Annotated in this window: 22 protein-coding genes and 1 pseudogene; 10 read left to right on the plus strand and 13 right to left on the minus strand. The window is 70.3% G+C overall.

Going from position 1 to position 20746, the window contains the following annotated elements; genetic code table 11:
• Positions 1-45: 45 nt before the first annotated feature.
• Together xseA and KBX50_RS31305 are read left to right on the plus strand one after the other, a co-directional pair.
• Complete coding sequence (gene xseA / locus KBX50_RS31300; RefSeq protein ID WP_210941457.1) at positions 46-1266, plus strand: exodeoxyribonuclease VII large subunit; 1221 nt, start codon at positions 46-48, stop codon at positions 1264-1266.
• 186 nt (positions 1267-1452) lie between these two features.
• Positions 1453-1674 carry an exodeoxyribonuclease VII small subunit gene (locus tag KBX50_RS31305; RefSeq protein WP_210941458.1) on the plus strand — a complete coding sequence of 74 codons (222 nt, stop codon included), beginning with the start codon at positions 1453-1455 and terminating at the stop codon, positions 1672-1674.
• 163 nt (positions 1675-1837) lie between these two features.
• On the opposite strand, the gene KBX50_RS31310 is transcribed toward KBX50_RS31305, so the two are convergent.
• The 3 genes from KBX50_RS31310 to KBX50_RS31320 all read right to left on the minus strand — a co-directional run bounded on the left by KBX50_RS31310 (position 1838) and on the right by KBX50_RS31320 (position 4453).
• Entirely contained in the window at positions 1838-2674 is an 837-nt protein-coding gene (locus tag KBX50_RS31310; protein ID WP_210941459.1) for a hypothetical protein, read from the minus strand.
• 226 nt (positions 2675-2900) lie between these two features.
• Complete coding sequence (locus KBX50_RS31315) at positions 2901-3704, minus strand: hypothetical protein (RefSeq protein ID WP_307871133.1); 804 nt, start codon at positions 3702-3704, stop codon at positions 2901-2903.
• Positions 3705-3877: 173 nt separating this feature from the next.
• Positions 3878-4453 (minus strand): DUF4245 domain-containing protein, encoded by a 576-nt coding sequence (locus KBX50_RS31320; protein WP_093406319.1) that lies wholly within the window; start codon positions 4451-4453, stop codon positions 3878-3880.
• Positions 4454-4598: 145 nt separating this feature from the next.
• On the opposite strand from KBX50_RS31320, the gene glpX reads away from it, so the two are divergent.
• Positions 4599-5630, plus strand: coding sequence for a class II fructose-bisphosphatase (gene glpX / locus KBX50_RS31325; protein ID WP_093406317.1), 1032 nt, complete (start codon positions 4599-4601; stop codon positions 5628-5630).
• The gene (locus KBX50_RS31330) at positions 5627-6655 is read left to right on the plus strand and encodes a DMT family transporter (protein ID WP_247674795.1); all 1029 of its coding nucleotides are present in this window, start codon (positions 5627-5629) and stop codon (positions 6653-6655) included. The genes glpX and KBX50_RS31330 overlap by 4 nt, the downstream gene beginning before the upstream one ends.
• Here the strand turns inward: KBX50_RS31330 and KBX50_RS31335 are convergent.
• The 5 genes from KBX50_RS31335 to KBX50_RS31355 form a co-directional block, all read right to left on the minus strand.
• Positions 6585-7238 (minus strand): rhomboid family intramembrane serine protease, encoded by a 654-nt coding sequence (locus tag KBX50_RS31335; RefSeq protein WP_093406314.1) that lies wholly within the window; start codon positions 7236-7238, stop codon positions 6585-6587. The two genes, KBX50_RS31330 and KBX50_RS31335, sit on opposite strands and share 71 nt — an antisense overlap.
• Before the next feature lie 100 nt (positions 7239-7338).
• Entirely contained in the window at positions 7339-8013 is a 675-nt protein-coding gene (locus KBX50_RS31340) for a lytic transglycosylase domain-containing protein (protein WP_210941460.1), read from the minus strand.
• Between the two features lie 287 nt (positions 8014-8300).
• Positions 8301-9716 carry a PhoH family protein gene (locus KBX50_RS31345; RefSeq protein ID WP_210941461.1) on the minus strand — a complete coding sequence of 472 codons (1416 nt, stop codon included), beginning with the start codon at positions 9714-9716 and terminating at the stop codon, positions 8301-8303.
• A 469-nt stretch (positions 9717-10185) separates the two neighbouring features.
• Positions 10186-10614, minus strand: a complete 429-nt coding sequence (locus KBX50_RS31350) for a hypothetical protein (RefSeq protein WP_210941462.1) — start codon at positions 10612-10614, stop codon at positions 10186-10188.
• A gap of 28 nt (positions 10615-10642) precedes the next feature.
• Positions 10643-10987 carry a hypothetical protein gene (locus tag KBX50_RS31355; RefSeq protein ID WP_210941463.1) on the minus strand — a complete coding sequence of 115 codons (345 nt, stop codon included), beginning with the start codon at positions 10985-10987 and terminating at the stop codon, positions 10643-10645.
• Positions 10988-11251: 264 nt separating this feature from the next.
• Between KBX50_RS31355 and KBX50_RS31360 the strand changes: the two genes are divergently transcribed.
• The 3 genes from KBX50_RS31360 (at position 11252) to otsB (ending at position 13110) form a co-directional block, all read left to right on the plus strand.
• Positions 11252-11692: a helix-turn-helix transcriptional regulator gene (locus tag KBX50_RS31360; protein ID WP_210941464.1), complete on the plus strand. Its 441-nt coding sequence runs from the start codon at positions 11252-11254 to the stop codon at positions 11690-11692.
• Between the two features lie 160 nt (positions 11693-11852).
• Positions 11853-12206 (plus strand): hypothetical protein, encoded by a 354-nt coding sequence (locus tag KBX50_RS31365; protein WP_093406304.1) that lies wholly within the window; start codon positions 11853-11855, stop codon positions 12204-12206.
• 79 nt (positions 12207-12285) lie between these two features.
• Positions 12286-13110 carry a trehalose-phosphatase gene (gene otsB, locus KBX50_RS31370; RefSeq protein ID WP_210941465.1) on the plus strand — a complete coding sequence of 275 codons (825 nt, stop codon included), beginning with the start codon at positions 12286-12288 and terminating at the stop codon, positions 13108-13110.
• A 25-nt stretch (positions 13111-13135) separates the two neighbouring features.
• On the opposite strand, the gene KBX50_RS31375 is transcribed toward otsB, so the two are convergent.
• The 4 genes from KBX50_RS31375 to KBX50_RS31390 form a co-directional block, all read right to left on the minus strand.
• Positions 13136-13906 carry an isoprenyl transferase gene (locus tag KBX50_RS31375; RefSeq protein WP_093406300.1) on the minus strand — a complete coding sequence of 257 codons (771 nt, stop codon included), beginning with the start codon at positions 13904-13906 and terminating at the stop codon, positions 13136-13138.
• Positions 13907-13937: 31 nt separating this feature from the next.
• A complete protein-coding gene (locus tag KBX50_RS31380) occupies positions 13938-15080 on the minus strand; it encodes a geranylgeranyl reductase family protein (RefSeq protein ID WP_307871134.1) in 1143 nt (380 codons plus the stop codon).
• A 201-nt stretch (positions 15081-15281) separates the two neighbouring features.
• Positions 15282-16268: a hypothetical protein gene (locus KBX50_RS31385; RefSeq protein ID WP_247674796.1), complete on the minus strand. Its 987-nt coding sequence runs from the start codon at positions 16266-16268 to the stop codon at positions 15282-15284.
• Between the two features lie 31 nt (positions 16269-16299).
• A complete protein-coding gene (locus KBX50_RS31390; RefSeq protein WP_210941467.1) occupies positions 16300-18150 on the minus strand; it encodes a phosphoenolpyruvate carboxykinase (GTP) in 1851 nt (616 codons plus the stop codon).
• Between the two features lie 138 nt (positions 18151-18288).
• Here KBX50_RS31390 and KBX50_RS33915 point away from each other — a divergent pair.
• From KBX50_RS33915 to KBX50_RS31400, 3 genes and pseudogenes are all read left to right on the plus strand, one after another.
• A pseudogene (locus tag KBX50_RS33915) lies at positions 18289-18376 on the plus strand (GtrA family protein); the annotation flags it as partial.
• A 191-nt stretch (positions 18377-18567) separates the two neighbouring features.
• Complete coding sequence (locus tag KBX50_RS31395; protein ID WP_247674806.1) at positions 18568-19095, plus strand: GtrA family protein; 528 nt, start codon at positions 18568-18570, stop codon at positions 19093-19095.
• A 63-nt stretch (positions 19096-19158) separates the two neighbouring features.
• Positions 19159-19875, plus strand: a complete 717-nt coding sequence (locus KBX50_RS31400) for a GtrA family protein (RefSeq protein ID WP_210941468.1) — start codon at positions 19159-19161, stop codon at positions 19873-19875.
• A gap of 61 nt (positions 19876-19936) precedes the next feature.
• Here KBX50_RS31400 and KBX50_RS31405 read toward each other — a convergent pair whose 3' ends face one another.
• Positions 19937-20494, minus strand: coding sequence for a PH domain-containing protein (locus KBX50_RS31405; RefSeq protein WP_210941469.1), 558 nt, complete (start codon positions 20492-20494; stop codon positions 19937-19939).
• Positions 20495-20746: the final 252 nt, after the last annotated feature.

The raw sequence follows: 20746 nt of genomic DNA on the forward strand, positions 1-20746 counted from the left end.
AAAACCTTGGGGGGGGGGGGGGGGCGTGGGGGGGCGGGGGGGGGTGTGGGTGAAGGGGCTGAGGGGAAGAGCAGCTCGGAGGAACCGTGGCCGGTACGCGTGGTCAGTCAGAAGATCGGTGCCTGGGTTGCCCGGCTCGGGTGGGTGTGGGTCGACGGGCAGGTGGCGCAGATCAGCCGGCGACCCGGCGCCAGCACCGTGTTCCTGACGCTGCGTGACCCGTCCGCCGACCTGAGTCTCACGGTCACCACCAACCGCGACGTGCTCGACCTCGGCGCGCCGGAACTGCGCGAGGGCGCCCGGGTGGTGCTGCACGCCAAGCCCGAGTTCTACGCCGCCCGGGGCACGCTCAGCCTGCGTGCCGACGAGATCCGGCAGGTCGGCCTCGGTGAGCTGCTCGCCCGGCTGGAAAAGCTCAAGAAGCTGCTGGCCGCCGAAGGGCTGTTCGACCGGGCGCGGAAGCGTCGCCCTCCGTTCCTGCCCCAGCGGATCGGTCTGATCACCGGTCGGGCCAGCGCAGCCGAGCGGGACGTCCTGACCAACGCCCGCCGACGTTGGCCGGCGGTGGAGTTCCGGACGGTGAACGTGGCTGTGCAGGGCCCGGCAGCCGTCCCGCAGATCGTGGACGCGCTCAAGGTGCTGGATGCGGACCCGAGCATCGACGTGATCATCCTGGCCCGGGGCGGGGGCGGCATCGAGGATCTGCTTCCGTTCTCCGACGAGGCGCTGTGCCGGGCCGTCTTCGCCTGTCGTACGCCGGTGGTCAGCGCAATCGGCCACGAGACGGACGCGCCGCTGGTCGACTACGTGGCCGACGTCCGGGCGTCGACCCCCACCGACGCGGCCAAACGGGTGGTACCCGACCTGGCCGAGGAGGTACGCCTGATCAAGCAGGCCCGGTACCGGCTGCACCGGGCCGTGCACAATCTCGTCGACCGGGAGTCCCACCGCATCGACGCGTTACGTTCGCGACCGGTGCTGGCCCGGCCCCAGGTGATGCTTGAGCAACGGGCCGCGGACGTGGTCGCCCTGCGCCAGCGCGCCGGCCGCTGTCTGGGCCACCGCCTCGCCGCCGCTGGCGAGGACCTCCGGCACACCCTGGCCCGGCTGCGCGCTCTCTCCCCGGCCGCCACCCTGGACCGCGGGTACGCCATCGTGCAACGCGCCGACGGCCATGTCGTTCGCGCGGCCACCGAGGTGGCTCCGGGCGACCCGCTGCGGGTACGCCTCGCCGACGGCGAACTGTCCGCCACGGTCGACACCTGACGCGCGCAGGACCGCTCCGGCGCATGATGGCACTCGATCCCGGGCCGCATGCGGACCGGGAGGCCACTCGGTCCCGGATCCGGTGGCCGGGCTGCGTGGCCGGCCAGAGCATGGCCTCGACGCCCGGCGTGCCGAACGGTGGTGCGGTCGACGGCGGCGTCGGACGGTTGTGCTGAGATGGGTGCGATGACTGACGAGAAGACCAACGGGTCGGACGAACGGCTCAGCTACGAACAGGCCCGCGCCGAGCTCGCGTCGGTGGTGGAGCGGCTGGAGGCCGGCGGCACGTCGCTGGAGGAGTCGTTGGCGCTGTGGGAGCGCGGCGAGGCGCTGGCGGTCATCTGCCAGCGATGGCTCGACGGTGCCCGCGCCCGTATCGACGCCGTCCGACCTGATCCGGCCACCTGACCAGGCAGAAAGATGCCGCTCCGGCCGGGACGGGCGGAACGGCCGGCGTGCGGGTGAGCGGCACGCCAGCACGGCGCGGCGGGAGCCGGTGGGCTCCCGCCGCGGTGCGTACGGGTCATGACGGGCGAGGCGTACGGTCCGTCCGCGCCGCCGCGCCCCGCGCTCAGTCGAACAGGTTGTACAGCTCCGGCGGTGCCTCGACGACCTGGTCGGCCGAGGGCTTGGTCGCCTCGGTCGCGTTGCCGTAGTCGGAGTAGGTCACCCTGATCTCCTGCCCGGCGGGCCGGCTGCCCTCGGGCAGTTGAATGACCATCTCGGTGAGTCGCCCCTGGGCGTCGGTCTTCGCGGTGAAGGGCACCGCCTTCGCCTCCGGGCCGAGCGCGGTGATCACGCTCGGGTCGAGGGATCCGGCGTCGGCCGCCTTCGACAGGTCGAGGGTGCCGGCGTACGCCCCGTCGCCGGTACGGCGGACCTCGGTGACGGCCTGAGTCAACGCCTCACTGCCGGCGGGGTCGACCTTGTCGAAGTCGAAGCCAAGGCTGCGGTTGCCCTGAATCCGGCTCTGATCGAGGTGGTGGTACTTGCCGAGGTTGAGTCGGTCCGCCCCGGGCACGCTGGTGGCCGCCTGGCCCTTAAGGTCCAGCTTCACCCAGCTGTCCGGTTTGGCATGGATGAGGTCGAGGCTGATCGCCAGGTCATCGGTCGACTCGCCGAGGCGTACCTGGATCTCGGCGCTCTGGCTCGGCTGGTGCACCTGGCCCTCCGCCACCGAGCCGGCACCGGTCATGCTGAACCTGAAGTTGCCGTTGCGGATCTCCCGGGTCGAGTCCATCAGCGCCTGCTTCGCGTCGGTGTCGACCTCGGGTGCGGCACCGGTGGCGCTGGCGGTGGCGGACGGTGTGGCACTCGGCCCGGCGTCACCGGTGGTGGTGCAGGCGGCGACTCCGGGCGTGAAGAAAGCGACGGCCACGAGGCCGGCGCTCAGTCGTCGAACGGTCATCGGTGTCTCCCAGCAGGGTCATCCGGTGCTTCTCGCGCCGGAGGCTCCCCTTCTCTGTTCCCTGCCGGCCGCTCCCGCAATCACCCGAAACCGACCAGATCCCCCGGGACCCTCGCCGCCGATCCGACCGGCCGTCCGGCTCGGGCCACCCGCAGCCCGGTGAAACGGCCCGCCGGAACGCGAACGGGGGCGGGCTCAGCCCACCCCCGCAGCAGTGCCGCTCGGCCTACTTGAACATCTCGTAGGTCTGCTCGCTCGCCTCGATGACCTGGTCCGCCGGCGGCTTCTGCACGGCGGTCGCCGCACCGTAGTCGGCGTAGGTGACCTTGATGTCCTGGGCCTTGGTCTCGCCCGCCGCCGGGACGGACATGACCAGCTCGCTCAGCCGGCCCTCGGCGTCCAGCTTCGCGGTGAACGGGATCGCCTTGGCCTGGTCACCAAGCGCCTTGAGCATGTCCTCGTCGGCGGCCACCGAGTCCTTCACCGAGGTGAGGTCGAAGGTGCCGCTGTAGGTGCCCTCGCCGGTCTTCTGCACCTCGGCGAGACCCTCGAACATGCCGGCGGCGTCGGCCGGGTCGGTGCCCTCCTTGAAGATGTCGAGGTTCTTCGCGTCCTTGGCCTTGGCGGCGTCGAGGTGCTGGTACTTGTCCTTGATCGCCTCCATCCCCGGGACGCCGGCGAAGAGGTCACCCAGGTCAACCTTCACCCAGGTGTCCGGCTGGATCTGGATCAGGTCGAAATCCATGGTGAAGTCTTCGTCACCCATGGTCATCGTCATCTGAGCGCTGTTGCTGGGCTTGTGGAACGTGCCCTTGCCGGTCATCGAGTCAGCCGCGATGGTGAAGGTGAAGTTGCCGTCGGCCAGCCCCTTGGTGGAGGCGACCAGCGCCGCCTTCGGGTCGGCCGGGATGCCCGACTCGGTCGAGGAGCCCGCGGCAGGCGAGTCGCTGCTGGAGTTGTTGCAGGCAGCGAGCCCGGGAACGAGCAGCGTGGCGGCGATGAGGCCCACGCTCCACCGTCGAATGTTCACAGATCGTCTCTCTTCAAGCAGGAAACCCGACCGACAGCAGCCGGTCAGGCATCGAACCCGGGGAGCGTAACGGATCGCACCGACATGCAGGGGGCACCCGACGCCGACGCCCCGCCCGCGCCGTCGGCCGGCACACACCGGCGTCGCCGGTACCCCGACCGGATCGAGGGCGTTCAGTCCACGGCGGTGGCGAGCGCCCGCAGTTCGTTGTCCCGGGCGTCGCCGACCACGATCACCGTGCGCTCCGGCTGGAGCAGCACCAACGCCTGCTCGTTGCCGCGTGCCGTGTACCGCTGCCAGGTGCCGGACCCGAGATCGGTCCGCCCCTGTGGCCGCCCCGCGTCGGTCAGCTCGGCCGGCAGCAGCCGGTCCGGCGGCACGTTGCTCTGCACCAGTTGCAGGCCCCGCCCCTCCGGGGTGACATATCCCACCCGGAGGATCGCCCCGTCCTCGGCCGTGCGGTAGGTCGCGCGTACGGCCCGCCACCCGTCACCCAGCTCGGCCGGTTCGCTCACCGGAAACGCGCCGGCCGATTTCGCCTGTTCGAAGGCGGGTGCCGGATCGACCGTGTTCGGCTCGTCCCCGCCGAGGAAGCCCCGGTAGAAGGCGAGTAGCAGGGCGATCGGGATCAGCAGCACCAGCAGCGAGATGGCCATGTCCCGGGGCGACCGCTCGGACCTTGCGGCGGCGGCGGGCGGCGGCACGGGCTCGTCGGCGGGTGCGCGGTCATCAGGCTGTGCAGGTTCCACCCCGCCATTCTCTCAGCAGCCCGACCGGCGGTATCCGCGCCATCACCGCCCCGCCCCGGCTGCGCGTCCGCCATCGTGTGAGGATCAGGAACGAAGCCGGCAGTGCCGGCCCGCCCCGCACCGCCGCGAGGAGGAGCCGCTTTTCATGACCACCATCAGGACGCGAATTCCACAGAATCTCGACCGCAACCTCGCCCTCGATCTGGTCAGGGTCACCGAGGCGGCGGCGATGGCCGCCGGCCGGTGGGTCGGCCGGGGCGACAAGGAGGGCGGCGACGGCGCCGCCGTCGACGCGATGCGCAAGTTGATCAACTCGATCCCGATGAAGGGGATCGTGGTGATCGGCGAGGGCGAGAAGGACAACGCCCCGATGCTGTTCAACGGCGAGGAGGTCGGCGACGGCGACGGCCCCGAGGTGGACGTCGCGGTGGACCCGATCGACGGCACCACCCTGATGAGCAAGGGGATGCCGAACGCGCTCGCGGTGCTGGCGGTGGCCGAACGGGGCGCGATGTTCGACCCGAGCGCGGTCTTCTACATGGAGAAGCTCGCCGTCGGCCCCGCGTACGCCGACGTGGTGGACATCGAGGCCGGCACGGTCGAAAATCTGCGCCGCATCGCCAAGGCCAAGGGCACCAGCGTCTCCGAGGTCACGGTCTGTGTCCTCGACCGTTCCCGGCACGACGGCCTGGTCGACGAGATCCGCCGCGCCGGGGCCGGCATCCGCTTCATCTCCGACGGCGACATCGCCGGTGCGATCGCCGCCGCACGCGGCGAGTCGGACGTCGACGTGCTGATGGGCATCGGCGGCACCCCGGAGGGCATCACCGCCGCCTGCGCCCTGAAGTGCATGGGCGGGATGATGCAGGCCAAGCTCTGGCCACGGGACGACGCCGAGCGTGAGAAGGCGGTCGCGGCCGGCCACGACCTGGACCGGGTGCTCACCACCGACGATCTGGTCACCGGCGACAACTGCTTCTTCGTGGCGACCGGCATCACCTCCGGAGACCTGCTGCGCGGTGTGCGGTACCGGGCCGGCGGTGCGTACACCCAGTCGATCGTGATGCGTTCCAAGAGCGGCACCATTCGCGTTATCGACTCGTACCACCGGTTGGAGAAGCTGGCGCTGTACTCGGCGGTGGACTTCGACGGCCGGCCGCTGGACGAACAGGCTTGAGTGCCCCGACGGCGACCCGGCCGGCGGTGTCGGCGGGTCGCCGGTTCGGCGCGGTGGCGCTGGCCACCCTGGCCGGGGTCGCGGTGGCGACGCAGTCGCGGATCAACGGTGAGTTGGGCGTACGCCTCGGCGACGGGGTGACCGCCGCGGTCATCTCGTTCGGTTCGGGCCTGCTACTGCTGTTGGTGCTGGTCCCGGCCACGGCTGCCGGGCGACGCGGGTTGACGACACTGCGTACCGCCCTCGGTCGGGGCACGCTTCGGCCGTGGCAGTGCCTCGGCGGTGCGTGCGGCGCATTCCTGGTGTTCACCCAGGGCGCCACCGTCGGCACGCTGGGAGTAGCGGTGTTCACGGTGGCGGTCGTGGCCGGCCAGTCCGCCAACAGCCTGCTCGTCGACCGGGCGGGGATCGGCCCGAGCGGCCGGCAACCGGTGACCGGCGCCCGGCTGGCCGGTGCGGCGCTGACCGTGGTCGCGGTGCTGCTGGCGGTCAGCGACCGGTTCCGCGAGCCGGCGACTCTCGGGCTGGCCGTGCTGCCGCTGCTCGCCGGGGTGGCAGTGGCCTGGCAGCAGGCGGTGAACGGATGGGTCCGGGTGGTCAGCGAGAGCACGCTGACCGCCACCCTCGTCAACTTCGCCGCCGGTACGGCGGTGCTGCTGGTCGCGTTCGTCGTCAGCCTCGCGCTGCGGGGTCTGCCTCCGGGCGGGCTGCCCGCCGATCCCTGGCTCTACCTCGGTGGGCCGATCGGCGTCACGTTCATCGCGGTGGCCGCTGCCGTGGTCCGCCTCACCGGTGTGCTGCTGCTCGGCCTGGCCACCGTCGCCGGTCAGGTGGTCGGTGCGGTGCTGCTGGACTTGCTGATGCCCTCCGCCGCCTCGCATCCCGACCCGACCACCCTGCTCGGCGCCGTGCTGACCCTGATCGCCGTGGCGGTCGCCGCGCTCGGCGGACGGGTCAGGGCATGGTCATCGGCGACTCGGAACGGTACGGCCCGTCGAGGTCGGACCGACGACGACGGAAGATGATCGCCGCCACGATGCCGCCGAGCAGCCCGAACAGGTGCCCCTGCCAGGAGATCCGTTCGTCGGTGGGCAGCACCCCGACCAGTTGGCCCCCGTAGAGAAGCCCGACCAGGAGGAACACGGCGAAGTTCCACCAGCTCCGCTCGAAGATGCCCCGGGTGAGCAGGATGCCGAGGTACCCGAAGATCACCCCGCTGGCACCGACCACGATCGTGCTGGACGAGCCGGTGAACCACACGCCGAGCCCGCTGACCAGGACGATCACCAGGGTGGACCAGAGGAAGCGCCGGGCACCCGCCGCCAGCACGAACGTGCCGAGGAGGATCAACGGGATGCTGTTGCTGTAGAGGTGGTCGAAGCCGTGGTGCAGGAACGGTGAGAAGAAGATGCCGTCCAGCCCGTCGATGCGCTGCGGGATGATCCCGGCGGCAGCGTCGAAACCGGCACCGAGCCAGACGTCGAGGCCCTCGATCAGGAAGAGCACCGGAACCACCGCGCACATGGCGACGAACGCCCGGCCGATGGACGCGTAGAAGGCCACGGTGCCGAAGCGGTGGGCATCGCCGTTCCCGGGGAGCAGGGTCACCCGTCAACAGCTATCAGTAAACGCCGACAGCCGCCACTTTTCCCGACAGGAGACACACGGCGGCGGGGTGCGGTGGCCCGCCCCGCCGCCGTGACTCAGCTCAGTAGTAACCCTTGGCCTGCGAGTGGTTCCAGGCTGCGCAGGGCGTGCTGTAGCGGCCCTTGATGTAACCGAGCCCCCACTTGATCTGGGTGACCGGGTTGGTCTCCCAGTCGTCGCCGACCGAGGACATCTTGTTCCCCGGGTACGCCTGCGGGATGCCGTACGCCCCGGAGGAGCTGTTGCGGGCCTTGTGGTTCCAGCCGCTCTCCTTGTTCCAGAGCTTGTCCAGACAGGGGAACTGGTCGATCTTGAAACCCGCATCGATCATGAGCGCGCAGCCGACCTTCCGGTTGCCGCTGTATTCCTCGCAGGACTCGGGGATCGGGCCGTCGTACGGCTTCGCGGCGCGGGCCGCAGCCTCCTTGGCAGCCTTCTCCGCAGCCTTCCTGCGTGCCTCCTCCTCGGCCTTACGCGCCTTCTCGGCGGCGGCCTTGGCCTGCTTCCGCACCTCGCTGGCCTGCTGTCGAGCGGTGCGGACCTGACGGGAGACCGTCTCTTTCTGCCGGTATTCGACGTTGACGTCGATCTCGCTGACGCTGCCGGCCACCTGAGCGCCGGGGCCTGAGCGCTGGGACTGGCGGTCCTCACTGAGGTAGAAACCGCCGGCCACGCCCACCGAGAGCAGCGCGACGGCTGCGGTGCGGGCGGCGAACCGGCTCCACGGCCGACTCACGAAGTGATCCCTTCGTCGGGTTCAGGGACGCGGCGTGCCGCGACCGCACAGCGGTCGTAGCGCGCCACGGGCGCCCGCGGCCGGCGTGCCGGCCACCGTGGACGCACCGCGTCGCCTCCCGGCGTCGCCCGCTCCGGTGCCGGAGTGATGAACGATCACCAGCGATGCGTCGGGTGCGTGGGCGCCCGTGGGAAACCATCGCGCACAGTGAGGCCGATGGGAAACCACCAACCTCAATTGTGACGTGCGTCACGCAAAAAATCGACGTGATACACCCAAAACGGTCGTCAGGTTGGGACATCCTCCAACAGGTCCGTCACCATCGCGGCGATCGGCGACCGCTCCGAGCGGCTGAGCGTCACGTGCGCGAAAAGCTGATGGCCCTTCAACGCCTCGATCACCGCCGTGACACCGTCGTGCCGTCCGACCCGCAGATTGTCCCGCTGAGCGACGTCGTGGGTGAGTACCACCCGGGAGCCCTGGCCGATCCGGGAGAGCACGGTCAGCAGCACGCCGCGCTCCAACGACTGTGCCTCGTCGACGATGACGAAGGCATCGTGCAGGCTGCGGCCCCGGATGTGGGTCAGCGGCAGCACCTCCAGCAGACCGCGCGAGGTGACCTCCTCCAGCACGTTCTCGTGCACCACCGCGCCGAGGGTGTCGAAGACCGCCTGCGCCCAGGGCGACATCTTCTCCGACTCCGAACCGGGTAGATAGCCCAGCTCCTGCCCGCCGACGGCGTACAGCGGGCGGAAGACGATCACCTTCTTGTGCCGGCGACGCTCCATCACCGCCTCCAGCCCCGCGCACAGCGCCAGGGCGGACTTTCCGGTGCCGGCCCGACCACCGAGCGAGACGATGCCGATCGACTCGTCAAGCAGGAGATCCAGCGCGACCCGCTGCTCGGCCGAGCGCCCGTGCACGCCGAACGCCTCCCGGTCGCCCCGGACCAGCCGCACGGTCTTGTCCGGCAGCACCCGGCCGAGCGCGGAGCCACGGGACGAGTGCAGCACCAGTCCGGTGTGGCAGGGCAGGCCGGCCGCCGCGTCCACGTCGATGACCTCTCCCGCGTAGAGCCGGGCGATCTCGTCCTCGGCGAGATCCAGCTCGGCCATCCCGGTCCAGGTCGGGTCGCTGGCCTGGCCGTGCCGGTACTCGTCGGCGCGCAGCCCCACGGAGGCGGCCTTCACCCGCAACGGCATGTCCTTGCTGACCAGGGTCACCTCCCGCCCTTCCGCGGCGAGGTTCAGCGCGACGGAGAGGATCCGAGCGTCGTTGGACTCGTTGCGGAAGCCCGGCGGCAGCACCCCGTCATCGGTGTGGTTCAGCTCCACGCGCAGCGTGCCGCCGACATCGTTGGCGGGCACCGGCCGGTCGAGCCGACCGTGGCGCACCCGTAGCTCGTCCAGCATGCGCAGCGACTGGCGGGCGAACCAGCCCAGTTCCGGGTGCTGCCGCTTGCCCTCCAGCTCGGAGATCACCACCAGCGGAAGCACCACCTCGTGCTCGGCGAAGCGGTGGAACGCCGCCGGGTCGCTGAGCAGTACCGAGGTGTCCAGAACGAAGGACTGGCCCGCTGGTCGAGGCTCCCTGGGGTCGGCCGAACCGGCGGCCGCCGTACGGCGGCTCCGGGTGCTGCGGCGGGTCGTGGTAGTCGCGGCCGGGCCCTGGTCGGCACCGGCGGTCGTACGGCGAGTCGTCACAGGCCTGCTCCGGCGGATGGGCACCCGGCCACCCGCGGTCCGCCTCCTCCGGATGCCCGGCTGACACGGGGTCGGATGCGGGCCCCGTGCGCGAGGTCGCAGGCCGGGCGGGCCGGCTGGCTCGGGACAACCCCGCGCCATGCCTAGACGCTAGCTCCCCGCACCCGTCCCGGCTAGTGCGGTGTCCAGGAACGTTGGCGATGTCGCGGCGAGGTCCAGGCGGCGATCCGGCGCGGCCCAGTGAACGTTGCTGGCCACCGCGCTAGGTCGTTCGAACGGCCGCTGGCAGGGCGCACGGTGGTCAGGTAGCCGCGAGGGCCCACGGGACATGAACCGGCCGGGATGCATGCCCCCTGCGCGCATCCCGGCCGGTGGGACCACCGCCACCGGTCTGACGTGGCCCCGGCGGCGCCACCCGCGAGGGGGTGCGCGCCGCGCCTGTGGACGGGCCTGGAGCCCGTCGACCGGTTCAGCCGGTCCGTCGAACGAGGGTGCCGGTCGGGTGCCGCCCGGTGACCGAGGCGGCCGGCTCCGCGAAGGACGACCCGGTGTACGTGGTGCCCGGGCGTCCCGTGGCAGCCTTCTCGATCTCCCCCGGTGGACCCTCGGCGCGTAGAGCTGGAGGGGGTGCGCACGCGCCACGTGGCGGCAGCGGGTTCACCGTTGCCGAGACTCGAGCGGGAGACGACGAGGGTGACGTGACGGCGAGAGCGGAGGCGATGGCCGCCTGCGCCTCCCGACGACGTCGGTTCCATGCCCCACGGTCGCCGTCGAAGTAGCCCTGCCGGTAGCCGAAGCGGTAACCGATCCGGTAACTGAGCTGCCCGTGCAGCCGCCCTGCGGCGTAGCTCGTGGCGGCGAGTACGAGCACCAGAAAGATCGCCAGGAACGGGCTCATCCGGCGGCTCCGGTGCGCCGCGCGGCCGTCATCGTTCCTCCGGTTCGACAATGGTGGGGTCGGCGACCAGCAGCCGGTCGAGGTCGTCGGTGCCGATCTCCTCCACCAGTTCCACGCTGATCCGGCAGCCGTCCATGACCACCTCGGCCATGGAGGAGCGGCGGATCTCGCCGCCGGCGTCGTAGACCCGGACACTCAGTTCCGGGCAGCCGAGATGGGTCCGCCAAGCGTTCCACTCGGCCCGGTCGCCGACGCTGAGCGACAGGTAGCGGCAGCCGCGGGCGAGGTAGAGGCGCCACGGCGCGCTCAGCCCGGCGGCGACCCCCTCGGCCACCAGGCTGAACGCCTGAGCACGGGTTGCGAGTTCGGTCACCGCGTCCACCTCGCACCGGGCGCGTGACGCAGGTGAGCACTGATCGTCTCATGCACGTGACACACCGTAGGTTGTCCCATGAACGTGACAGTATCAGCTTTTCGTTCGTTTGCCTCCACACCTACGTACATCTATCCTGCCCAGGTGACACCCCTCAGAAAGAGTGCCGGACCCCCTTCCGGCCGCACGTCAAAGACGTCACGCAAGCGTGACAGACGCGTGGCAGGCACCGTCACCCAGGCTCAACGGTCGTACGGTCACGAGGTGACCGAGACGGCCAACGCGCGGAAGATCGCCTTCGCCACCTTCGTCCGGCGCGCCCTCGACGAGGCCCGCGCGACCCGGGCGTGGAGCGGCACCGAGGTCTCCCGGCGTACCGGCGTCTCCCGGCAGACCATCAACCGATGGGTACGGGGCGACTGGGCCAGCGACCCGGAAGCCGAGCGGGTGGTGGCCTTCTGCGAGGGCCTCGGGCTGGACCCGGCGGTGGCCTTCGCGGCGCTGGGCTGGGACCGGACCGCCTCCCGCCGAACCGCACCGGCGCCACCACCGATGGACCCCGACGTCGAGGCACTGCTGCGCCGGCTGGTCGACCCCGACGTCTCGGACGCGGAGAAGTTCCACATCCGAGAAACCATTCGTTACCTCGCATATCGCCCGACGTTGCCGCTCGATGTCCGAAAACGAGGCGACGCCGCCAGCTAGTTCCTCAGATGGCGAAAGAACGGCAGGTCAGCCTCATTCGTTTCGCTACGGGGCGGGATCGGGCGCGCTAGCGTCCGTGTTTGTACTGCTTGGGCTCGTCGTCGGCGGGGGGACGGGACAAGGCCGAACCCAGCCCTGCGGGACAGAAAGGGGTCTCTCCATGACCCTGAAATGGTTGGCTGTCGTGGTCGCGACGGTCTCGGTGACGCTGTGCATCACCGGCAACGCGGTGACCCTGACCCTCAACGGCGGGCAGCTTCCGCTGCTCGTCAACCTCTTCGCGCTCGCCACCGCGGGCACCGCGATCGTCCTGGCCGTCGTCGCCGAACTGCACGACCGGCTCAACGACCGGCTCACCGCACTCACCGAGTTCCTGGTGGAGCGGCTGCGGGAGATCGAGGCGAACACCGGCGACCGGAACTCCGGCTTCGTGGAGGGCTACCTGCTGAGCCACGGTCAGGAGGCGGCGGTGGTGCCGTTCGGACGCCGGGGACGTGGAGCCGCCGAACGCTGAATCGCGCTGAATCACACCTGTCGCCCACACCGGATTCACGTCAGGATTGACCGGTCGAACCCGGGGTACGCTGTCGCGCGTGCCGCCGTTGAATCTGGGCAACCAGCAGCCGAAGACCCCGCTGAACGCCGACCAGGCCTGGCGGGCAACCGCCGACCGGGCGGCCGAGACCGTCCTCTTCTTCGACTTCGACGGCACCCTCGCGCCGGTCGCCGACGATCCGACACAGGTACAGCCCGCGCCGAAGGTGCTGGCCGCCATCGAGACAATGGCCCCGATCGTGCGGCGCATCGCGATCGTCTCGGCCCGGCCGGTGGAATTCCTGCGCGAACACTTCGGCGGGCTCACCGGGGTCGACCTGTACGGCCTCTACGGCCTGGAACACAGCCATTCCGGCGGCGCCACGGTCACCGAGCCGGCCGCGCTGCCGTGGGTGCCCACCATGGCCGAACTCGCCGAACGTGGCCGCGCCGAACTGCCACCCGGCACCCTGGTGGAGTACAAGCGGCTGTCGGTGGCCCTGCACTGGCGCACCGCGCCGCAACTCGCCGCCACCGTCGAGCAGTGGGGCCGGGATCAGGCCGAGCACCTCGGCCTGCGGGTGCAGGTCGGGCGGATGGTCCTGGAGATCAAGCCGCCGGTCGACCGGGACAAGGGCATGGTGATCGACGAACTGGTGCAGGGGGTACGCGGGGCCTGGTACTTCGGCGACGACGTCTCCGACATCAAGGCCTTCGCCGCGCTCCGGGCCCGGGCCGCCGCCGACCCGGATTTCCTCGGTGTCTGCGTCGCCGTCGCCAACCCGGAGACCGGCGACGAGGTCGCCGAGGCCGCCGACCTCACCATCGACTCCCCCGCCGCCCTGGGCGACTTCCTCACCGAGGCCACCCACCGCCTCAGCTGAGCGACGACTTGCGTCCCGCGCCGCTTCAGACCCCGTAGCGGCGCTGACGGGTGGCGTACGAGCGCAGGGCACGGAGGAAGTCGACGCGGCGGAAATCGGGCCAGTTCAACTCGCAGAAGTAGAACTCCGAGTGCGCCGACTGCCAGAGCATGAAGCCGGAGAGGCGCTGCTCGCCACTGGTCCGGATGATCAGATCCGGATCCGGCAGGCCCCGGGTGTACAGGTGCTCGGAGATGTCGTCGACGTCGAGCGACCCGGCGAGTTCCTCAAGCGTGCCGCCGTTCGCCGCGTGCTCCAACAGCAGGGAGCGCACCGCGTCGGCGATCTCCCGCCGCCCGCCGTACCCGACAGCGATGTTGACCTGGGCGCTGCCGGCGCGTTCCCGGGTCCGCTCCTCGGCGGCCTTGAGCGCCGTCGCCAGGCGCGTCGGCAGCACGTCGAGCGCGCCGACCATCCGCAGCCGCCAGGGATTGCCCTCCTCGGCCAGCTCGGTGGTGAGGTCCTCGATGATCTGGAGCAGCGGATCCAGCTCCGCCGCCGGCCGCGAGAGATTGTCGGTGGAGAGCAGCCAGAGGGTCACGTGCCCGACGCCTGCGGCGTCACACCAACGCAGCAGTTCCTTTATCCGCTCGGCACCCATCCGGTGCCCGTCGTTCGGATCGACGAAGCCCATCTCCCGGGCCCATCTGCGGTTGCCGTCACACATCACGCCCACGTGGCGAGGCACCGGCCGACCCGCGAGCTTGGCCGTGAGCCGCCGCTCGTAAACGGAGTAGAGAAGTTTCCGCAGACTCATCACCTAGCAGGGTAGCGAGCCGCCGTACGGATCAGTGTGCCGGTGGCCGATGCCGCACCGACAGGCCGAGGGCGATCAGGCCGAGCGTCCGCCCGTCCAGCAGCCCATCGCCCAGTCCCAGCTCGGTCACCCTGCCGAAAACGCGTCCGTCACGACCGGCCGCCCGCACCGCCGCGTCCACCACCCACCGACGCCGGGCCAGCCAGGCCGCCGCCGAGCTGTGCCGCAGGTGCGTGCCGAGCCGGCGGCGCAGCGCGGTCGCGTACCGCCGCGCGGCGTGCTCCGGTGCCCCGACCGCGGCGTACCCGGCCAGCGCGCCGGAGCGCAACGCGTAGAAGATCCCCTCGCCGGTGAGCGGGTTTATCAGCGAGAACGCGTCACCGGCGAGCATCACCCGGCCCCGCCCCGGCACCGGCCGGAAGGTGGACAGTGGCAGGTGATGGGCGCGCAGCGAGCTGACCGCCGCCGGATCCGTGCCCGGCAGCAGCGCGGCCAGCCGGTCGAGCAGGTGCGCGCGGGTCAGCGACTCGCCCCGCAGCACCTCCCCGTACCCGACGTTCGCGCGTCCGTCACCGATCGGGAACGACCAGGCGTACGCCGGCCAACGGGCCGCCGAGGTGACGATGAGCTGCGCGGGTGGGCCGGGCGGCGCGGGCGCGTACCCCCGGATGGCCAACGCCAGGTGACGGTCCGGATTGCCCGGCTCACCCAGCGCCCGACGCACGATGGACCCGGCGCCGTCGGCACCCACCACCACCCCGGCGGAGATCTCCCCGTCCAACACCACCCGGTCGGCACGCACCTCGACCCGGCGCACCGCCCGCCGGCCCAGCGGCACGCCGTCCCGGACCGCCGCCGCCACCAGCCGCGCGTCGAACACCTGCCGCGGCACGGTGTACGCGGGCCTGGGCAACGCCCGCGCCACGGCACCGCCGTCCGGCGCCACCAGCCGCAGCGCCGGCACCGGCGCAAAATCGGCGACCGCGTCACGCACCCCCAGTTCGGCGAGTACGTCCAACGCGTGCGCGGCGATCCCGTCACCGCAGGCCTTGTCCCGGGGAAACTCGGCCCGGTCCAACAGCAACACCTCGGCACCCGCCTGACGGGCCGCCAACGCGGCAGCCGCCCCCGCCGGCCCCGCCCCGACCACCACCACGTCGAACTCGTCGCGCACAGCCCCTCCTCCCGCTCGACCCCACCACCGACACCCCCACACCGCCCGTGGTGAACGACCTCCCCGTTCCGCCCCCACACCGCCGTGATGAGCGGCCTCCCCGTCCCGCCCCCACACCGCCATGATCAGCGGCCTCCCCGTCCCGCCCTCAGCCCTGGCCGGGACGGCAGGGCGCAGCGGCCCCACGCACCCGGCCCTGGCTCACATCCGGCTATTCCGACCTGACCACCCTTCGACCCCAGCCCGCTCGAACCGGCCACCTCCCACGTAGCCGTCTCCCCAGCCGTCTCGCACCGGCCACGCCTGCTCTGCTTCACCCACCGCACTGCGATCGTCCCGGATCCGGTGCGCCAGGTGAAGCAGAGCAAGCCCCCTGGCCGCGCCCGGCGGCACTTGCCCCTCAAGATCCGGGCAAGTTCCCTGTTGTTGATGCCTCTGGCTCGGCTGATGCAGCAAGAACACTGAAGTTGCTCGGATCTTGGGCGGGGGCGGGGGCGGGGCCCCCGCCCCCGCCAACCGTCGGCCGCGGAGGAGGACCGCCGTGCAGAACAGCACCAGATAGCTGGTCGCGATGCCAGCTCCCAGCCAGAGCAGCACGGCGGGCACGGCGAGCAGTTGGCCGTCGAGGATCGCGGCGGTGGCGACCAGGGCCGGCACCAGCATCAGCGGGCTGTAGGTGAAGGCCGCTACCCGGGCGGTCAGCAGCCAGGCGCTCGCCTCCGGGCGGCGCGGTGGGGTTTCCCGCCAGGAGATGCCGGAGCGGTCGATCACCAGCCGGGAGCGGTGCACCAGGTGTTCGGCGAGCGCCGGCGACCGGTACAACAGCCAGACCACTGTCGCACAGAGCGTGGTGAGCAGGGCGAAGCCGAGCAGGCCGGGCAACGGCGGCACGCCCTGGCGGGGCACGATCAGCCGACCGACCGCGAAGACCGTGGTGACGGCGAGGATCAGGCCGAACGGGCGGGCCACCGTTCGGCCGCGCCGCACGTGCCCGATGAGCAGCAGGAAGCCGAACGAGCGCAGCATCGCCCAGCCGGTGCGTACGGCGAGCCCGAAGCCCTGCTCCGGGGCGTACCACCAGTTGAGCACCTCGACCACGACGGTGGCCGCGGCCGTCACCGCCAACAGTGCGGTCAGCGCCCGGACGGCGGACGGCCGCCGGACCTCGGTCTCGGCGGCCGTCCTCATGGGATCCGATGATGCCCGGATCCGTCGTCGATCACACCCTTTGCTGCGGCTGTTCCGCATCGAGTCGAGCCCGCAGGGCGTCCAGCTCGGCCCAGAGGACACCGGGCAGCTTGTCGCCGAACTTCTCGAACCACTCGGTGACCAGCGGCAGCTCGTTGCGCCACTCGTCCGGGTCCACCTTCAGCGCGATCCGGACGTCCTCCGGCGTCATGTCCAGCCCCTCGACGTCCAGGGAGTCCAGGGTCGGCACCATGCCGATCGGAGTCTCCACGGCGTCCGCCCGGCCCTCGATCCGCTCGACGATCCACTTGAGCACCCGCGAGTTCTCGCCGAAGCCCGGCCAGAGGAAACCGCCCTCCGGGTCCTTACGGAACCAGTTGACGTAGTAGACCTTGGGCAGCTTCGACTCGTCGCCGTCGGCGCCCTTACCCATCTCGATCCAGTGCCGGAAGTAGTCGCCACCGTGGTAACCGATGAAGGGCAGCATCGCCATCGGGTCGCGACGGACCACACCAACCGCACCGGAGGCGGCGGCCGTGGTCTCCGAGGAGAGTGTGGCGCCCATGTAGACGCCGTGCACCCAGTCGCGGGCCTCGGTGACCAGCGGCACGGTGTCGCGTCGCCGGCCACCGAACAGGATCGCGTCGATCGGTACGCCGTTGGGGTCGTAGTAGTCCTCGGCCAGAATCGGGCACTGGGTGATCGGGGTGCAGAAGCGGCTGTTCGCGTGCGAGGAGAGGTTCTCGCTCTCCGGCGTCCAGTCGTTGCCCTTCCAGTCGATCAGGTGGGCCGGCGGCTCACCCATGCCCTCCCACCAGATGTCACCGTCGTCGGTGAGGGCGACGTTTGTGAAGATGGAGTTGCCCCGGTCCAACGTACGCATGGCGTTGGCGTTGGTCTTCCAGTCAGTGCCCGGGGCGACGCCGAACAGGCCGTACTCCGGGTTGACCGCGTAGAGCCGCCCGTCCGGGCCGAACCGCATCCAGGCGATGTCGTCGCCGATCGTCTCGACCTTCCAGCCGGGGATGGTCGGCTCCAGCATGGCCAGGTTGGTCTTGCCGCAGGCCGACGGGAAGGCGCCGGCGATGTGGTAGACCTTCCCCTCCGGCGAGGTGATCTTCAGGATCAGCATGTGCTCGGCGAGCCAGCCCTCGTCGCGTCCCATCACGCTGGCGATCCGCAGCGAGTAGCACTTCTTGCCGAGCAGCGAGTTGCCGCCGTACCCGGAGCCGTAGGACCAGATCTCGCGGGTCTCCGGGAAGTGGGAGATGTACTTGGTGTCGTTGCACGGCCAGGCCACGTCCTGCTGCCCGGGGGCCAGCGGCGCGCCGATCGAGTGCAGGGCGTGCACGAAGTCGGCGTCGTCACCCATGGCCTGCAGGACGGAGACGCCCATCCGGGTCATGATCCGCATCGAGGCGACCACGTACGGGCTGTCGGTGATCTCGACGCCGAACATCGGGTTCTCGGCCTCGACCGGGCCCATGCAGAACGGGATGACGTACATCGTCCGGCCGCGCATCGAGCCGCGGTAGAGCTCCGTCATGGTCCGCTTCATCTCGGCCGGCGCCATCCAGTTGTTGGTGGGCCCGGCGTCCGCTTCGTCCACGGAGCAGATGAAGGTGCGCTCCTCGACCCGGGCGACGTCCGTCGGGTCGGTACGCGCGTAGAAGGAGTTGGGCTTCTTCTCGGGGTTCAGTCGGATGAGCGTGCCGGCTTCGACCAGCTCGTCGGTGAGGCGACGCCATTCCTGGTCGGACCCGTCCACCCAGACGACCTGGTCAGGGGTGGTCAGTTCAGCGACCTCACGGACCCAGGCGAGAAGTTTCGGGTGGGACGTAGGGGCCTGATCGATACCCCGAACGGTAGCCGGAGCAACCATGACACATCTCCTTGTGGTCGACGCTGACCGGTCTATGGAGTGCACGAGTCTCGGCGGCGCGATGCGCGTCGCCTTCGTGGAAACCTGGGATTGGCCTCAGCGTAAACCGAGGGACCTCTCCAGTCAGTGGGACTGGTTGTGAAGAACTGCACAAGGTGCGGTCACGCTGCGGCATCACGAGCCTTTACCCGCTTTCACGCGCAGTTTCACGCAAATCCTTCGGTGGACCTCCTGCTGACGACACCCACACCGGCGTTTTCCAACCGGGAGCACCGAAGCGATAAACAACACCCGATTGCACGGATCCGGTTACGCTCCGTTCGTGCCCGTCCGTGCCGCGGCACCGGTGCAGCCTGGTGCCCGTTGCTACCCGCTCCCGAGGCCGCCAACCGGTACGCTCGCACGGTGGCCGCCACGATGACCGGGGAGCCAGGCTCCCGGCAGACCCGTCCGGGTCTGGTTCACTCCCTGATCGACCGTTTTGGTCACCTCGTCCGGGAGATGAGCAAGTTCGCGACCGTCGGCGGGATCGCCTTCCTCATCGACTTCGCCCTGTTCAACTATCTGATCGGCCCGCAGGGCGTGGAGCAGATCACCGCCAAGACGATCGCGACGGTCATCGCCGCTACCTTCGCCTTCCTGGGCAACCGGTTCTGGACCTGGCGACACCGCAAGCGCTCCCACCCGGCCCGGGAGTACGCCCTGTTCTTCTTCTTCAACGCGGTGGGGCTGGGCATCGCGGTGGCCTGCCTCGCCATCAGCCACTACGGGCTCGGCAACATCTGGCCGTCGGTCTTCCAGACCCGACTGGCCGACAACATTGCCAGCTTCATCGTGGGCACCGGGTTCGGCACGCTGTTCCGATTCTGGTCGTACCGACGGTTCGTCTTCGTCGAAGCGGGAACGCCACCCGTCGCGGAAGCGAACCAGGACCGCCGGGCGTGACCTGCCGCCCACTCGTTCGGTCGGAGCCAGCCGACCCCGACCCACTGTCTTAAGGTGTTGCGCATGCCTCTCGTCCGTCTGCTGCCTGAGCGCTGGCAGAAGTTCATCCACGAGGCACTCAAATTCGGCCTGGTCGGTGGCATCAACACGGTCATCAATTACGCCGTGTTCAACGCACTCGCACTGACGGTTTTCGTCGACGGTCAACTGAAGGCGACAGTCGTCGCCACCATCGTCGCCACGATCACGTCGTATCTGATGAATCGGCACTGGACGTACCGTGACCGTCCGAAATCTGCCATGCAGCGGGAATACGCCCTGTTTTTCCTTTTCAACGGAGCGGGCCTGCTGATCGAACTCGGTGTGCTCGCCGCCGCCAAGTACGGGCTGGGCGTCACCGGGTTGCTTGCGCTGAACATCGCGAAGACCGGTGGCGTGGTGCTGGCTACGCTGTTCCGCTTCTGGTCGTACCGGACGTTCGTCTTCCAGCCCGCCGCGCCGGTCGAGGCCACCCAACGGTGGCACGGCCTGCCCCGCGACGAGTGGGACACGATGGCCGGAATGGACCCGGTGGCCGAACTCGCCGAGTCGGTGACGGAACTGGAGGAGGAGCAGCCACCCGCCGCCCGGCCCGGCGTGACCCCTCGTCCGCTCCAGCCAAGGCCCGCGTCGCTGCCCGAGGAGGCCCGACTGACCGCGGAGTTGGACGCCGAGCTGGAGGCCGAGTTGGCCGCCCAGTTGCAGCCCGCCCCGGCTCCCCGCCGCCCTCGCCGCCGCTGACCGGTCGCCCGCTCAAGCAGCTTGCCCGCACAAGCAGGCCGTGCCGGCTCGGGCCCGGCGGTTACGCTCCGGCGCTCTTGTCCCGCTCGCCGAGAATTTCGCGTAGTTCACCGTCGCCGAGCGAGTGCCGGTCGTGGAACGCCTCCACCAGTTCGTAGAGCTTCGTCTGGACCCGGTCGACCTTGGGCACGTCGTGCAGCACGGACTGCCCACGCTCACCGGCCGACTCGATGGTGAGGGTGCCGTAGCCCAGCACCCGCCCAGCGAACTGCTGGCTCATCGAGTGGTCGTTGACCCGGCTCAGCGGGATGTCCCGGCGCTCCCGGGAGAACACGCCGTGCTGAAGCACGACCCGCTCGTTGGTGAAAAGGTAGTGCGTGGTGCGCCAGGAGACGTACGGCCACACCGCCAGCACCATCACGGCCAGCAGGGCCAGCCCGCCGATCACCGCGAGCGTCACGGAACCGCCCCCGCCCGAGGGAAGGAACAGCACGCCGGCCACCACCGCGGCGACGGCGAGCACCAGCACCGCCACCGGCCGGAAGAGCGCCTTCCAGTGCGGGTGCAGGTGCAGCACGACGTGCTCATCCTCACTGAGCACGTCCTCGGGAAACGCCACGGAACCCTCCTCGCCGAAACGGACGCCCAGACCGTAACCCCCACTCCCACCACCCCACATCCGCCACGCGGCTCATCACTCCTGCCCCACCGCGCCGATCATGAAGTTGTTGTCACTCAGACGCGGGTGGTTTCTAGGGTTCAGTGCAACTGATCTTGGTTGTGCTGGAGGTGTTGGTGGCCAGGCCGGGTGTGGTGACGTTCGGGCATCGGCAGGTGTTGGAGCATTTGTGGGGGTCGGGGCGAACGATCT

It is taken from the genome of Micromonospora sp. C51 (genome assembly GCF_018070435.1).
GTDB classification, from domain to species: Bacteria; Actinomycetota; Actinomycetes; order Mycobacteriales; family Micromonosporaceae; genus Micromonospora; species Micromonospora sediminimaris.

Coding starts and splice junctions, on each gene's coding strand:
- KBX50_RS31305 (WP_210941458.1), top strand. CDS start 1,453: ATGACTGACGAGAAGACCAACGGGTCGGACGAACGGCTCAGCTACGAA.
- KBX50_RS31310 (WP_210941459.1), bottom strand. CDS start 2,674: ATGACCGTTCGACGACTGAGCGCCGGCCTCGTGGCCGTCGCTTTCTTC.
- glpX (WP_093406317.1), top strand. CDS start 4,599: ATGACCACCATCAGGACGCGAATTCCACAGAATCTCGACCGCAACCTC.
- KBX50_RS31350 (WP_210941462.1), bottom strand. CDS start 10,614: ATGAGCCCGTTCCTGGCGATCTTTCTGGTGCTCGTACTCGCCGCCACG.
- KBX50_RS31365 (WP_093406304.1), top strand. CDS start 11,853: ATGACCCTGAAATGGTTGGCTGTCGTGGTCGCGACGGTCTCGGTGACG.
- KBX50_RS31375 (WP_093406300.1), bottom strand. CDS start 13,906: ATGAGTCTGCGGAAACTTCTCTACTCCGTTTACGAGCGGCGGCTCACG.
- KBX50_RS31385 (WP_247674796.1), bottom strand. CDS start 16,268: ATGAGGACGGCCGCCGAGACCGAGGTCCGGCGGCCGTCCGCCGTCCGG.
- KBX50_RS31390 (WP_210941467.1), bottom strand. CDS start 18,150: ATGGTTGCTCCGGCTACCGTTCGGGGTATCGATCAGGCCCCTACGTCC.
- KBX50_RS31395 (WP_247674806.1), top strand. CDS start 18,568: ATGACCGGGGAGCCAGGCTCCCGGCAGACCCGTCCGGGTCTGGTTCAC.
- KBX50_RS31400 (WP_210941468.1), top strand. CDS start 19,159: ATGCCTCTCGTCCGTCTGCTGCCTGAGCGCTGGCAGAAGTTCATCCAC.